At 42.5% G+C, this 15478-nt stretch carries 12 protein-coding genes and 1 pseudogene; 3 read left to right on the top strand and 10 right to left on the bottom strand.

From position 1 onward, the window contains the following. Positions 1 to 4 precede the first annotated feature (4 nt). Positions 5 to 1177 carry a ribosomal protein uL16 3-hydroxylase gene (locus GBN19_RS07965; protein ID WP_151777756.1) on the top strand — a complete coding sequence of 391 codons (1173 nt, stop codon included), beginning with the start codon at positions 5 to 7 and terminating at the stop codon, positions 1175 to 1177. Positions 1178 to 1224: 47 nt separating this feature from the next. Here GBN19_RS07965 and GBN19_RS07970 read toward each other — a convergent pair whose 3' ends face one another. Together GBN19_RS07970 and GBN19_RS07975 are read right to left on the bottom strand one after the other, a co-directional pair. Further along, positions 1225 to 1857, bottom strand: coding sequence for a hypothetical protein (locus GBN19_RS07970; protein WP_228271237.1), 633 nt, complete (start codon positions 1855 to 1857; stop codon positions 1225 to 1227). Between the two features lie 17 nt (positions 1858 to 1874). Next, entirely contained in the window at positions 1875 to 2597 is a 723-nt protein-coding gene (locus GBN19_RS07975; RefSeq protein WP_151777757.1) for a hypothetical protein, read from the bottom strand. A 188-nt stretch (positions 2598 to 2785) separates the two neighbouring features. Here GBN19_RS07975 and GBN19_RS07980 point away from each other — a divergent pair, with 188 nt between their 5' ends. After that, entirely contained in the window at positions 2786 to 4456 is a 1671-nt protein-coding gene (locus GBN19_RS07980) for an FMN-binding glutamate synthase family protein (RefSeq protein ID WP_151777758.1), read from the top strand. Between the two features lie 18 nt (positions 4457 to 4474). On the opposite strand, the gene GBN19_RS07985 is transcribed toward GBN19_RS07980, so the two are convergent. The 8 genes from GBN19_RS07985 to GBN19_RS08020 all read right to left on the bottom strand — a co-directional run bounded on the left by GBN19_RS07985 (position 4475) and on the right by GBN19_RS08020 (position 13852). After that, positions 4475 to 5488 (bottom strand): alpha/beta fold hydrolase, encoded by a 1014-nt coding sequence (locus tag GBN19_RS07985; RefSeq protein WP_151777759.1) that lies wholly within the window; start codon positions 5486 to 5488, stop codon positions 4475 to 4477. Positions 5489 to 5527: 39 nt separating this feature from the next. Further along, on the bottom strand, positions 5528 to 6559 hold the full coding sequence (locus tag GBN19_RS07990; protein ID WP_151709130.1) for an alpha/beta hydrolase: 1032 nt from the start codon (positions 6557 to 6559) through the stop codon (positions 5528 to 5530). A 1-nt stretch (position 6560) separates the two neighbouring features. After that, positions 6561 to 7715, bottom strand: a complete 1155-nt coding sequence (locus GBN19_RS07995; RefSeq protein ID WP_151777760.1) for a YdcF family protein — start codon at positions 7713 to 7715, stop codon at positions 6561 to 6563. Positions 7716 to 7717: 2 nt separating this feature from the next. Further along, on the bottom strand, positions 7718 to 8755 hold the full coding sequence (gene murB / locus GBN19_RS08000) for a UDP-N-acetylmuramate dehydrogenase (protein ID WP_171494455.1): 1038 nt from the start codon (positions 8753 to 8755) through the stop codon (positions 7718 to 7720). A gap of 15 nt (positions 8756 to 8770) precedes the next feature. Beyond that, on the bottom strand, positions 8771 to 9280 hold the full coding sequence (locus GBN19_RS08005) for a low molecular weight protein-tyrosine-phosphatase (protein WP_151777762.1): 510 nt from the start codon (positions 9278 to 9280) through the stop codon (positions 8771 to 8773). Positions 9281 to 9424: 144 nt separating this feature from the next. Then, entirely contained in the window at positions 9425 to 11365 is a 1941-nt protein-coding gene (dnaX, locus tag GBN19_RS08010; protein WP_151777763.1) for a DNA polymerase III subunit gamma/tau, read from the bottom strand. Positions 11366 to 11533: 168 nt separating this feature from the next. Beyond that, positions 11534 to 12394 carry a MaoC family dehydratase gene (locus GBN19_RS08015; RefSeq protein ID WP_151777764.1) on the bottom strand — a complete coding sequence of 287 codons (861 nt, stop codon included), beginning with the start codon at positions 12392 to 12394 and terminating at the stop codon, positions 11534 to 11536. A gap of 66 nt (positions 12395 to 12460) precedes the next feature. Further along, positions 12461 to 13852, bottom strand: coding sequence for a 3-oxoacyl-ACP reductase (locus GBN19_RS08020; protein WP_151777765.1), 1392 nt, complete (start codon positions 13850 to 13852; stop codon positions 12461 to 12463). A 242-nt stretch (positions 13853 to 14094) separates the two neighbouring features. On the opposite strand from GBN19_RS08020, the pseudogene GBN19_RS08025 reads away from it, so the two are divergent. Next, a pseudogene (locus GBN19_RS08025) lies at positions 14095 to 15378 on the top strand (acetyl-CoA C-acetyltransferase); the annotation flags it as partial. Between the last annotated feature and the right edge of the window lie 100 nt (positions 15379 to 15478).

Here is a 15478-nt window from a genome sequence, read left to right on the forward strand (position 1 = left end):
TCGCATGTCTCAACCTTTAACCATTTTAGGCGGTATCACCGCAGAACAGTTTCTCAATGAATACTGGCAGAAAAAACCACTTTTAGTTCGTGGTGCATTGCCTGAAATTGCCAACATTTTAGAACCGAATGATGTGATGGAACTGGCGCTTGAAGACAATGTCAGCGCACGTTTGATCAAACAGAAAGACCGTGACCCAAATCAATGGTCAGTGAAATCATCCCCTTTAGCTAAAAGTGATTTCCAGAAAATGCCAAAATTGTGGACGCTTCTGGTTCAGGCAGTTGACCATTATTCAATGGATTTGGCAGAACTTTGGCAACGCTTTAGCTTTATTCCACAGTGGCGCCGCGATGACATTATGGTGTCTTATGCTCCAAAAGGCGGTTCAGTCGGCAAACACTTTGACTTTTATGATGTATTCTTGGTTCAGGGCTATGGTCATCGCCGTTGGCAACTTGGGCAAATGTGTGATGCAGACACCGCATTTGTACCCAATCAACCCCTAAAATTGTTGCCAGACATGGACATCAATTTTGATGAAGTCCTTGCACCAGGCGACTTATTGTATGTACCACCGGGTTTATCACACTACGGCGTTGCAGAAGATGACTGCTTAACCTTCTCTTTTGGTTTCCGTATGCCAAATGTCGCCAACATGATGGATCGTGTGAGTGATCAGTTTGCTGACAATGCTTTACTGAAAAATCCATTGGCAGATATTGCACGCACACTGCCTCACCGTGTCGGTCAGATTGATGCCGAAGAACTCAGCTATCTCAAACAGCAAGTTTTGGCCCAATTGCAGGACTCACCTTTGCTTGATGCTGCAATTATGTCGCTGATGAGTGAACCTAAATATCCTGACAACGTGCCAGAGCCTAATGAAATTGAAGTCGCTGATTTAGAAGCGGTGCTAGATCAAGGTTATTTACTACAACTTGAACCTGCATCACGCTTACTTTATAAACAACAGGATAATGAAACCCTGTTCTGGGGTAACGGCGAAGCGCTGTGCATTTCAGCTGAGTTTTCTGAAACTTTAGCAGCCATTGCCGATGGTCAGCGTTTTGAGTTAAATGAGCAATTTGCTCAAGAGGAAATTCTGGAAGATTTAGCACACTTGTTGAACGAATCCATCTTAATGCTATTACCGCCTGACGAAGACGCTGAATAAGCCGAAGGTGTGATTTACATATAAAGTGTAGGTCACACCCTATCAGGTTAACGATTGAGTAAACGATAAATTGGTGTCAATACCAGCATTAAAATCACAAAGAATCCTGCATAATGCACCCATGAATATTGTGAGCCTTTGCCTTGCCATACTTGAAGTTGTATCGAATCTACGGCTAAATTTTCACGTTCTGACAATTCCGCCAATGCGGTATAAGACAACCCCATTTTATCCTGACCAATCGAAAAAGGGTCTGAAGCAATAACTAACAAAACAGGTGCGTTGATTTTATAACCATGATCATCCTCATCACTAAATACTTGTGGTGAATATTGATTACCGTCAGTCATTCGAATCCCTCCAAACCAACGCATATTGACTTTGCCATCTTGTAAAGCATGTCCTTTCACCACGATCACAAAACGGTAAGGATTTTCCTGACGGGTTGGAAAATCAATCGCAATATTCGGACGACTAAACACATCTTTGATCTGAGGCATTGGGCTTTTATTAATTGCATCAATCTGTTCAGAGCTTAACTGAATCGAATTCACCAAAGTCTGACCATATTCGCCTGTTTTCGGCTCATGATCAGCTCGACTGCATCCCCCAAGCATCACACTCACCAACAAAGCAACGAGCCAATACATTGAATTTTTCTGAAAATTTAAATTGATCATTTCATCTTCTTCTTAAATTAAAACACAACCGCACTAATATGACGATCTAACAGCCAACGCAACACGGGACCACGCTCTTGTTCAGGCAAAGACAGGCTATATTCAAAAGTCCGAATCACCACATCACATTGTTTACGCTTGTCAGATGCAACCTCACCTTGATTGATCATGTCAGCATCTGCGCCATACTCTTGACGCAGACGTTCAGTAACGCCTTGCCATGCCGTTGGTATTTGCATACGTTCCACCACTGAACGTGAGCCCGAATGGGTCAAAATATAACTCAGTGCATCAGCGGTTTGTTTTTGGGTCGAATCAGCCAAAAATTCACGTATTTGTGCGGGTGGAAGCTTGCTATAAAGTGGAAATGCTATCGCAAAACAGCGATCTGCCCATCGAGCATCATAGAGTTGTTGTAGATAAGCTTGTGCCCATAAATATTGTCCCTGATCATCGGCTTGCTGCTCGACCACACGGCGTAATGACCACCAAAATGAACCAGAAACTACAGCTCCAACATCATCATTTGGCAAAGCAGTATTGGCGGCTTGCACGGCTTCTTCATAAGGCTTGGCATGGTGTTGTTTAAAAGGCTGCAACAACACCAACTGATTCAGTTTTTGTTCACGTTCAGCAATCGGATTATTTTGAACAACTGCGGATGAATCGGATGATGAAAAACGATTCATCGCATAAAATCCTGCAAAAATAACAGCGATGACAAGAAAGAAATTACGCATAAGTCGATGAATTTATCATATTATTTTTAATTACAAATCTTAACATAAATAAAAATAGCAAAATACAATATATAAAATTTTAATTTAAATAATTCAGAAAGTTTCTCATTCATAACAATTTAAAACTTGTACCTTTGGCAGGTTATTGGCAAGTTACTTGATCTTATTTACTGATTTGAAAATAAAAAATGGCTAGCCCTGCTCAAACTATACGACATCGTTTACTCAACACATTTTTATCGCGTCATTCTGTTTGGTTTCTTTGCTTATTGATTTTTATTACTCTCAGCTACTTTGAACTATTTGACAATCCTCAATATCCTGAATACTTCTTAAGTACCCCTGTCATTCATAGTCTTTGGTTGATGAGTTTTTTACTGAGTTTGCTTGGTGTCTATGACGTCCTACAAAACCGACATTCCATTTTAAAAAACTACCCGATTATGGGACATTTTCGTTTTCTATTTGAAGACTTTCGTCCTGAGATTCGCCAATATTTTATTGAAGCTGATCAAGATGCATTACCTTTTTCTCGTATGCAGCGTTCCTTAGTCTATCAGCGGGCTAAAAATCAAAATGCAGACAAACCATTTGGTTCAATCATCAACGTTTATCAGGAAGATTACCGTTTTATCACACATTCGATGCTGCCGTGTAAACCTGCTGACCCAAGCACTTTTCGCATTCAAATTGGCAATGCTCAGTGCCAGCAGCCTTACAGTGCCTCAATTATGAATATTTCAGCCATGAGTTTTGGGAGTTTAAGTGCTAACGCAATTCGTGCCCTCAACTTAGGTGCAAAAATGGGCGGCTTTTATCATGACACGGGTGAAGGTAGCTTAAGTCCCTATCATTTAGAGAATGGTGGTGATGTGGTTTGGCAGATTGCCAGTGGCTACTTCGGCTGCCGTACCCTCGATGGGCATTTTGACCCTGTGAAATTTGCCGAACAAGCTAAGCGCCCACAAATCAAAATGATTGAGCTTAAACTGTCACAAGGTGCTAAACCTGGACATGGCGGTATTTTGCCTAAAAATAAAATTTCAGCCGAAATTGCCCAAATTCGTGGGGTTTCACGCGATCAGGATTGTATTTCCCCTGCCCGACATTCAGCTTTTAGTAACCCGATTGAAATGCTGCAATTTTTACAACAACTGCGTGAGCTTTCTGGTGGTAAACCTGTTGGATTTAAACTCTGTATCGGACAACCTTGGCAATTTATGAGCATTGTCAAAGCCATGTTAAAAACTCAAATCTATCCTGACTTTATCGTTGTGGATGGTTCTGAGGGCGGTACAGGTGCAGCACCCATTGAACTGAGTGATTACATGGGTACACCACTGCGTGAAGGCTTACGTTTTGTCCATAACACGCTCGTTGGCACCAACTTACGTCAGCACATTAAAATCGGGGCAAGCGGCAAAGTCATCAGTGCATTTGATATTGCCAGCACTTTTGCATTGGGCGCTGACTGGGTCAATTCTGCACGCGGCTTTATGTTTGCGATCGGTTGTATTCAAGCGCAAAGTTGTCACACAAACCAGTGCCCTGTTGGTGTAGCAACTCAAGACAAAGAACGCCAAAAAGCATTACATGTGCCAACCAAAGCTGAACGTGTTTTTAATTTTCATAAAAACACCTTACATGCGCTGTCAGAATTGATTGCCGCAGCAGGGCTAGAACATCCATCTGAAGTGAAAGCGCATCATTTGGCACAGCGCCTCAATGACCGTGAAATCAAAAACTATGCTCAACTACACTTTTTCTTTAAAGGCGGTGAACTGCTGAACTGCGACATTAAAGATGAAGAAAACTTTTATTATCGAATGTGGAATATAGCAAGTGCTGAATCTTTTTAGATTCAGCATCAATTTATTTTATTGAACCATTTTCAATTCAGCCAATAACGTACGGTTAAATTTCACTGGGTCTTGCATTTGCGGTGCATGACCCATATTGGCAAATTCAACCAACTTGGCATGTGGAATACGCTGAGCTGCCTGTTGACCGAGCACATTGTAATGACCGATTTGCTGTTTGACTTCAGGTGATGCGATATCACTCCCAATAGCAGTCGTGTCACTCGTGCCTATAAATAAAACCGTCGGCACCTGAATGTTTGGAAGTTCATAATACACAGGCTGAGTAAAAATCATGTCGTAGATCAAGGCTGAATTCCAAGCCACTTTTTTATGTCCTGAACCTGCATTTAAACCTGCCAGCATATCCACCCAGCGGTCATAATCAGGCTTCCAATGCCCCATATAGTAAGTTTTTTGTTCATATGCACGAATACTTTGTGCATTCAGCTTTAACTCTCGCTGATACCATTGATCCACCGTGCGATACGGTACACCTTTGGCTTTCCAGTCTTCCAAACCAATCGGATTGACCAGCAGCAATTGCTGCGTTTCTTTCGGATACATCAGCGCATATCGAACAGCAAGCATACCTCCTGTCGAATGCCCCATCATTACTGCATTGGAAATATTCAAATGTTGTAATAAAGCATGGGTATTTTCAGCAAGCTGTTGGAAGCTGTACTGATAATAGTCAGGTTTTGTTGATGTGCAGAATCCAATTTGATCAGGCGCAACGACCCGATAACCCTGTTGGGTTAAAACCTGTATGCTGTTTTGCCATGTCGCAGCGCAGAAATTTTTCCCATGCAACAAAACCACAGTACGACCATTTGGATGTTTTGGATGCACATCCATATAACCCATTTTTAAGTTTTGTTGCTGTGAGTCAAATTGGAAAAATTGTAGCGGATAAGGATACTCAAATCCTTCTAAATGTTCGCCATAGGTTGGCGCAGCAAAAGTCGGGAAACTTGTAAAGACACTTAAGCCCAAAATGGCTAAGGTATAGCGCAGCGTTTTTTGCTTCATGCAAAACCCTTGAGCAAAGATAAACTGCGCTATTGTCCTCTATTCAAAGTAGAGCTGACTATGACTAGCATGTAAAAATGCAGGAATCAGACCTGTCAGTGCAGCACGAATATCTTCCCGCTCATTAATCAATTGATGTGAACCTTCTTCAAGCATCAATAAGGTCTGTAAACGGAATTTTTTACGAATAAATTCAATATTATATTTCCAATCTACTGTTTGATCGAGTGCACCTTGTGCAAGCCAGACTGGAACACGACAGGCTGGACGTTCTTCCATTTCCTGCATCCATTTTGACATCGCCAAAATCCAGTCCATGCCCATCATTCGTGGTTGCAATGGATCTGTTAAACGAATAAAACGTAAAAACTCTGGGTTGTGGTTATTGCGACGGAAATGGCGTGGAACCTGACGACGGACACGGCGAATAATGCCGAGTCCAACAGGGTTATGCCACCATGCAGTTTTGGCAGGTCGAACCAAAGGTGATAGAAGCAGAACCCGATCAACAAAAGGATTTTTCCGCTGTTCAGCATAAGCCAGTAAATGATGCATAAAAATCGCACCTCCTGTACTTTGTCCAATGCCAAGCCATGGTTTCGGTAACTGATCGGCATTTTTCACATAGTGGTAAACAGCACGAAGGACATCTTGATAATGGTTAAAATCCTGAATACTGGCAGGCGAACCACTACTTAAACCATGCCCTGGCAAGTCAAAGACCAACACACTAAACCCTTGTGCTAGAATTTCGCGAATAATGGGTTGGTAGATTCCGCTATGTTCTAAATAGCCATGCAGTAAAAATACCGTTCCCTGTACAGGCACATCTTTTGGTTCAAAGACTTGGGTGTGTAACTTAAACAAAGGCATGTCGATATAGCCTTGCCAATATTGACATTGCAAACGATCTAAACCATATAGCTTCTGATAAGCCAATAAATCAGGTGATGGTTGATAGGCACGATTTAAATTCAGTGCAGGCAATAAATTTGCGGTGACTTCTCGACTCGGTACAGGCAAATCCAACTGTTTTAAAATGGATGGCGTTAAAAATGGAATATCAGTCATATTAAGGCACCTCTCGACAATCACTCACGCCAAAAACGACATCGCGAATGCTTGCCAATAATTCATAATTGGCACGGCGACTATGATCATAGTTCTGAACCGATGGTTTCCAACTGGTGAGTCGGGTTGGCATCGGTGCATTGACTGGAATTGTGGTGATTCCATTCATCGCAAATAAACGCCGAGTACGTGGCATATGATATTGATCGGTAATTAGCATCACTTTGGGTGCTCCGCCTTTTTTTTGTAATAATAATGAACTGAAACGGCTGTTTTCACAGGTATTCATACTACGATTTTCTAATAATTTTGCAGAAAGCCCATGTGCTTTTAACCAAGTCTGCATATACGGGGCTTCAACACCACTCAAAACAATCGGCAAGTGATTACGTTTTTCGAGTGCTAATGTCGTTTCTAAACGCAACTTCGTGTAATTATTCACCACAATATCTTTGCGATTTTTATCTAAAGTTAAACCACCCCCTAACACGACAATTGCAGAAGGCTGAGAAGCATCATTACGTTTAATGTCAGCACTGTCAGCACTCGTTTGTGGTGATGAACTCACTTGCTGTAGCTCACTATACATCTGCTGATTGACGACTTCGCTGGCACTGGTGTCTACAGGATAAGTTTTTAAAAAATGAATATATTTATCCATCAATTGCAAATTATCAGGCATATCCAAGTTAGCAATTTCACTGGCTAGACGCGTATCATCGGCTTGTAATTCTTCACGCAGCTCATGTTTTCTATGTCTAAGTACTTTTTCAATTTGCTGATCAGGCTGTAAGCTATTTTCATGTTCTTGATTACGCTTAATTTCAGACTCTAAAAGGTCATAACGCGCCTGAATCAAGTTTAAACTGGCAGCATCTTGACGACGTGCCGCATCTTGCATGACTTTTAAGTATGCCTGACGTGCAACCCACAAGTCCGAACCTGGTTCCAAGTCATCATGCTCACTCAAGGCTGCCATTTGCTGACTACGAGCTGCAACCGTATTGACTTCAACAGGTACAAAACGGTTCAGTAGAAATAAAATAAACTTTGAATAAAATGGCGTATAAACCAACACGGTAAGACATGCCATCAGTCCAAATAGCACGGCTGCCACTCGAACAAAACTGACCATCCAATGTTGTTTATTGGTCATTGTTACACACTCACATGCGGTTGAATCAGACCCAATTCATTAAACAATACAGGTTCAGGCGTCAGTGTAACACCAAATTTTTGTTGAACTGCGGCTTGTACTGCGCGATAAGTCAATTGCACATCATCCAAACTTGCCGCTTCATAGTTCACCAAAACCAATGCTTGCCGCGCAAACATACCTACTGCGCCCAAACGCTTTCCTTTCCAGCCCGCCTGATCAATCAACCAGCCTGCCGCAATTTTCACCTCACCGTTGGGCTGTGGGTAATGTGGCAGGTTTGGATAAAGTTGTGAGAGTGCCTGATACTGAGCAATTGAAATTACAGGATTTTGAAAGAAGCTGCCTGCATTTGGAAATTCTTTGGGGTCAGGCAATTTACTTTGACGAATTGCAATCACCTGTTTTTGCAGATTTTCTGCGGTCTGATCTTCACCAACAGCCTGACGTAAATCACCATAAGCCAATTTTAAATTGGGATGTTTGCAAAGCTTAAATGTCACTGCCACAATGACATAACGGTTTGGCTGTTCTTTAAAAATACTGTGACGATAAGCAAAATGACATTCTGCGGCACTTAAATTTGTAAACTGTTCAAGCTTACGGTCATAGACATGTACTTGCTCAATAAATTCACCTGCTTCCACCCCATACGCACCAATATTTTGTACAGGCGATGCTCCCACTAAACCCGGAATCAAGGCGAGATTTTGTAAGCCAAACCAATCATGTGCTGTGCTATACAAAACAAATTCGTGCCAGTTTTGCCCTGCTCCCACTTTCACCCAAACATGCTGATCATTTTCATCAAGCACATCAATACCTTGAAGATGGATATGAATCACCAATGCTCGAATCTGTTGAGGAAGTAACATATTGCTTCCACCAGAAAGGATCAGAACATTCAACTGCTCAGCTTTGGCATAAGCCAGTGCTTCCTCAAGCTCGCCCGTTGAGGCGATCTGTACATAATGTGATGCTGTTGAATTTAAATTTAATGTATTCAACGCTTGCAGTTGAAAATGCTGTTTAACTTGAATCACTGAAACAGAACCTTATTGTTTTTGTGAAGACTTAAAGACAAGAACCCATGCCTGACTGGCAATTTCACACTGATCGAGCACCTGCTCAAACCCTGCTGCATCGCCATAGTACGGATCGGCAATTGCTTGACCTTGAAATTCGCTCGCATGCTCGGTCATCATGGCAACCTGTGCCCGAAGGCTTTGTGTAGAAAACTGCACTTGGGCTTGCTGTTCAATACGCTGAATATTTTTAAGATTTTGTTCATCCATGGCAAGAATCAGATCAAAATCCTGAAAATCTTGAGGAGAGAGCTGGCGTGCGCGCAAATTAGACAAATCATAGCCACGCTGCTTGGCATATTGCTGGCTACGCGAGTCAGGCGCCTCACCAATATGATATGCGGCTGTTCCAGCAGAGTCGACATGTACATTGAGTTGCTGTTGCTGACAGAAGTGGCGCAGAACCGCTTCAGCAGTTGGAGAACGGCAAATGTTTCCTAAGCATACACACAAAACCTTGTAAGGCTGTTGCGACGACATGTCCGACCTCAATAATTGCTTAAATATCAATTATATTATTTTCATTTCAAAGATGAAATACAGCTCTATAGACTTTGCTTAAACAAACGCTATTTCTTGTAAAGAAATACAACGATCTTGTAGCTTGTTCAGCAAAGTCTTGACTTAATCATGTTTGAGTTGAATCTGCTGAATATCACCATCGAATGTGTTGAGTAATTGCTGCACAATCGGATCTTGATGAATCAGATCAGTAGCACGTTGTTGCGCTTTTTCACGGCGTAAATGCTGCATCATATAGGGTGTGACTTGAGTGACATCACCATACTGCACCGAAAAACGCGTATTTTGCCACTGGTCTTTCAAGGCTTGTTCGAGGTTGTGTTGCTGTTGAGTCAACAATTTTTCATATTGCTGGGGAATATGAAAAATACTTTCACCATTAATTTGTCCATGCATTAAACCATACTGTGCCAGTTCTTGAACCGCAGGCGATAATGCACTATTTCTAAACCAGTATTCCCACTTTTCAACTGTCCACTCGCCCTCAAGCTGTTGCTCAGGCAATTTTAAAATATCTTGTGGTAACAGTTGTGCATCTGATTCAACACACTCATCTTTGTTCGAAGCAGTCACAGATTGCTCAATCACGGGTTCAGAAACTGACTCAACAACAGGCTCAGCAAATAACGAGAATGTATCCGCTTCAGGTTCAGATGGCTGAATCTGCTGTGTAGTCTGTTGCTCAAGTTCATCAGGCAATGCAAACGGGAAAAGATTATCTTCTGTATAAATATTAGCAGCAATCACTGGATGTTGAGCTGAAGGTAAATCAACCTCAATCAGTGTGCTTTCATCGACTGCATCAAACTCGACTAAGGTTTTCGGTGACTCAACCTGTGGCTCAGGCTCAGGCTCAGGCTCAGGCTCAGGCTCAGGCTCAGGCTCAGGCAAGCTTATCGCAGATGCATCAAAAGCAACAGATGAAGGAGATTCAACCGTTTGAGTCACTTCGTTGACTTGTAAGGGACGAAATGCCAACAAGCGCAAGATGCACATTTCAAAACCTTGCTCTTGTGTCACCGCCCATGTCAACTCGGAACGACCTTTACACGCAATTTGATAATACAATTGCAAATCTTGTGCAGACACCACCTGAGCCAGCTTTTTAATTTTCTGATTAATTTCCTGACTGTATTTCAAACTTAAATCTGGCAAATATTGCATCAGTGCCAGTTCATGCAAGGTCGAAATCAGCTGATCTAGCACCAATGCCACATCAAGTGCTTGCTGACGAAATTGCAGCAATAACTGACTGACTTGTTGAGGTTGATTTTGATGAATCGCCAGAATCAAATCATAAATAATTGAACGATCAATCAGACCGAGCATATCTTTGACATCTTGATGCTGGACTTTACCCTGACCATAGGCAATCGCCTGATCAGTTAAAGACAAGGCATCACGTAGCGACCCTTGTGCTGCCTCAGCAATTTGCCAAAGCGCATCTGGCTCAGCCTGTATCTGTTCTTTTATTAAAATATCATCAAGGTGATGATGAATTTCATTGGCATCCAAAGGACGCAAGGTAAATTGCAAACAACGTGAAATGACAGTAATTGGTAATTTTTGTGGATCGGTGGTGGCAAATAAGAATTTAACGTGTTCAGGCGGTTCTTCCAATGTTTTCAGCAAAGCATTGAAAGAATGCGTAGAAAGCATGTGTACTTCGTCAATCAGGTAAACCTTAAACCGCCCTTGCGTCGGTGCATAAGGAACGTTGTCGAGTAACTCGCGCGTGTCTTCCACTTTGGTACGTGATGCCGCATCAATCTCAATCAGATCAATAAAACGCCCTTCATTGACCGCACGACAGGTTGCACAGGTTTCACACGGGGTTGCTGTCACCCCTGTTTCACAGTTCAAGCACTTTGCCAGAATCCGCGCAATGGTGGTTTTCCCTACGCCACGCGTCCCTGTAAACAAATAAGCATGATGCAAACGTCCACGCTCTAAAGCACTCATCAGTGCTCTAGCCACATGGTTTTGCCCAACTAATTCATTGAAATTACGAGGACGGTATTTTCTAGCAAGAACTTGATACATGTATGCTCCTTTCCACGCTGCTAAGCATACTGTTTTTTTGAGCAATAGTGAATGCAACGCTATTTATTCGCTTAAATAGCAACATGTTTATGCTCAAGATTTGCATTTTCTTGAAATACTTAGGCTATTTATGTGAATAAAAATCCTTCACCTCTACCATGCTATGACTTACAAACTCAAAATTTCACCCACAACATGCGGCTTATGTGATTTAGCGTTGCGAATTAAAAACTGATTGATGGTTTTACTTTGCTGATGCGTCATCAACTCAACCTCTGAAGGTAAAAATACAGGCAGTTTAAAACTGACATCTGCTTGATATTTTTCAGGCAGGCTCAAGGCAGCTAGTGCTTTGGCTTTTGTCCACATGCCATGTGCAATCGCCTGTTTAAAACCAAACGCTTTTGCAGTCAAAGTATGTAAATGAATCGGGTTGACATCCCCTGAAATCAATGCATAACGGCGTCCTGTACTTTCACGAATTGACCAGCGATCATGCAGCATCCATTCTAAATTGGCTTTTTCTGTTGGTTTTTCTTCAACACGCGCATTATTGGTTTTTTGACGTGCCAAATAAGTACTCACACCGTGCATCACTACATCATTACCGACATAAACTTCGGTAATAAACTCAAATTGTTGCCCTTTATGATGCGGCTTCATTTCACCAAAGCGACAACTTAAACGATATTGAAAATTGGCTGCCAATGGTTTGTATTGTGTCACCTGATTATGAATATGCACCAAACCTAAAATCGCAAATGGAAAAGCTTCTTGCGTCATCATCTGCATTTGTAAGCTTTGTGAAAGCACCGCAAAGTAAATTGCAGGCACATAACCATTATTGGAAAAACCACAAATCTGGTTGTAAGCACGTAAATGTTTGGCATCGACATGAAAAGCATCGACCACATATTCAACTTCAGGCAACTGTTGTTCTAGTCGCTTATTTTTTAGGATCAATCCCTGAATCACTTTCGGATAAGCAAAATAGGGTTTTGGAAATTGACTAAAATGACGTGTTCTCATGATGCACCTGTTTTGATTATAAAAAGAAAAATGGGGGATGATTTCTCCCCCAAACTTCGCATGATTTTAAGCGCCAAGCAAGCTTTGTCCGCATACCCGTACAATATTGGCATTCACCCCTGAAGACGCAGGAGCGGCAAACCATGCTATAGTTTCTGCAACATCAACAGGCAAGCCCCCCTGACTCATCGAGTTCATACGGCGACCCGCTTCACGGATCGCAAATGGAATTGCAGCCGTCATTTGCGTTTCAATAAATCCAGGAGCAACTGCGTTGATGGTGATGCCTTTTTTCAAATGTGGTGCGGTGTATTTCACTAAACCAATGACCCCAGCTTTTGAGGTGGCATAGTTAGTTTGCCCTAAATTCCCTGCAATCCCGCTAATTGAAGACACACAGACAATACGTCCTTGCTCATTCAAAGCATCATGTTCAAGCAAATAGCGATTAATCCGCTCAGCCGCAGATAAGTTGATGTTAATCACCATATCCCAAAACTGTTCTTTCATATTGGCAAGGGTTTTATCTCTTGTGACCCCTGCGTTATGCACCAAAATGTCCAGACCACCGTGTTGCTGACAAGCCTGTGCAATTTTTTCACCTGCATCGGCAGCGGTAATGTCGAGCGCCAAGGTTGAACCACCAATACTTTGCGCCACTCGATCGAGATCGGCTTGCTGTGGTTCAACATCGAGACAAATCACATGCGCGCCATCTCTCGCCAGTACATGTGCAATCGCTTCACCAATACCACGACTCGCCCCTGTGACCAATGCGGTTTTTCCTGCAAGCGGTTTTGACCAGTCGACTGCAATGACATCCGCCTTTTGCACCACAACCACTTGCCCAGACACATAGGCAGAACGTGGTGACAAGAAAAAGCGTAAAGTCGATGCCAGATTATCCGCTGCATCTGGCGCTGCATAAACCAACTGCGCCGTAATGCCTTTACGCAACTCTTTACCCAAAGACTTTACAAAGCCGACCAAAGCTCGTTGAGCAATGGCTTGAGAAACCGATTCAGCTCGATCAGGGTCAACCCCAACAATAACAACCCGCCCTGAAGTTTGAATTTGTCGGGCAATCGGGTGGAAAAAATTGTAAATCTCTTTGAGCTGTTCTGTGCTACGGATACCTGATGCATCAAAAACGATGGCTTTAAAACGAGGACTTTTAGTTTCAGGGCTAAAAACGCTCACGTCTAAATCTGCATTTTTGGCTTGCTTAAGTAACCCTGCATCCTCTACCACATAGGTATTGGCATGTACCTGTCGCAGGGTTTCTGCAATTGCGGTTGTAAAGTACGCCTGAGCTGTCGTCCCCAACAAAACTGCTCCCTGAATCACGGGGGTTGCCGTTCGGTAACGTTCCAAATCGACAGGTGCAGGGAGTCCGAGGTGTTTAATGACAAATTTACCAATCGGCGTTGTAGAGAAATGTTGATATTGATCGGTCATAATAATGTTCTCTTCGCTTCGGTGAATCATATAGATACAGCATGAAACACATCTAGAGGGTCGATAATTTTGAAAATATCATACTGAAATTGCGTATGAGATGTGTTGACTTGAATCGTTGTTATTGTGTCATTTCGGTCAATTGCCCGAGTTCTATTCTATGCTATGGTAAAATAAAATTATCTCTAATTTCACTTTATTTTTCCATCCAACCTTTTTTTCATTTTTTGCACAGGAACATCACTATGAGTCAGACTACTATTCGTCGTGTTGCAATTTTGGGTGGCAATCGTATTCCTTTTGCCCGTTCTAATGGTCCTTATTTGAAAGCCAGTAATACTGACATGTTCACTGCTGCGCTCAATGGTCTGGTTGAACGCTTCCACTTACAAGGGCAACGACTGGGGGAAGTGGTTGCGGGTGCTGTTCTTAAGCATAGCCGTGATTTTAATTTAACACGTGAATGTCTGCTAAATAGTCAGCTTGCACCTGAAACGCCTGCTTACGATTTACAACAGGCTTGTGGCACGGGTTTACAGGCAGCTTTTGCGGTTGCCAATAAAATTGCACTTGGGCAAATCGAAGTCGGGATTGCTGGCGGTGTCGATACCACCTCCGATGCACCCGTTGCACTTGGCGATGGCTTACGCAAAGCACTGCTTGAACTCAATGTTGCCAAAACTGCAAAAGCCCGCCTTCAGGCACTCAGCAGCATCAACTTTAAATCGCTGATCGAAGCCCCTAAAAATGGTGAACCCCGCACAGGTTTATCGATGGGTGAACATGCCGCTTTAACTGCTTTAGAATGGGGAATTTCTCGTCAGGCACAAGATGAGCTTGCCGTTGCCAGTCATCATAAACTGGCTGCTGCCTATGAAGCGGGTTTCTTTGATGACTTGATCACCCCATTTTTAGGCTTAAACCGTGATCAAAACTTACGTCCAGATTCTTCTATTGAAAAACTGTCAACTTTACGCCCTGTATTTGGTAAAGGTGACAATGCCACCATGACCGCAGCGAACTCAACACCTCTAACTGACGGTGCATCTTGTGTCTTACTTGCTTCGGAAGAATGGGCCAAAGCCAATGGACATGAAGTTTTGGCCTATTTAAGTTTCTCTGAAACAGCAGCGGTTGATTTTGTGCATAAAAAAGAAGGTTTGCTCATGGCACCTGCTTACGCTGTGCCACGCATGCTCGCTCGTGCCAATTTAAAGCTACAGGATTTTGACTTTTACGAAATTCATGAAGCCTTTGCCTCACAAGTCCTCAGTACCTTAAAAGCATGGGAAGACCCTGAGTTCTGCCAACAACGTCTTGGTTTGGCTAAACCACTAGGTAAAATTGATCGTAGCAAACTCAATGTCAATGGTTCATCCCTTGCCGCAGGTCACCCTTTTGCAGCAACAGGCGGGCGCATTTTAGCAACCGCAGCCAAACTGATTCACCAAAAAGGTTCAGGACGTGCATTGATTTCAATTTGTGCCGCAGGTGGTCAAGGTGTGACTGCAATTGTCGAAAAATAAGATTTAATTTTTCTGACTTCTTTCATAATTGCTTACAGCCTCTTTATTTTTCTTCATCAGTAAAATTGGAATATATTTCAATATAGTATAAGAGAAGTAA

The organism is Acinetobacter brisouii (assembly GCF_008993995.1).
GTDB classification, from domain to species: Bacteria; Pseudomonadota; Gammaproteobacteria; order Pseudomonadales; family Moraxellaceae; genus Acinetobacter; species Acinetobacter brisouii_A.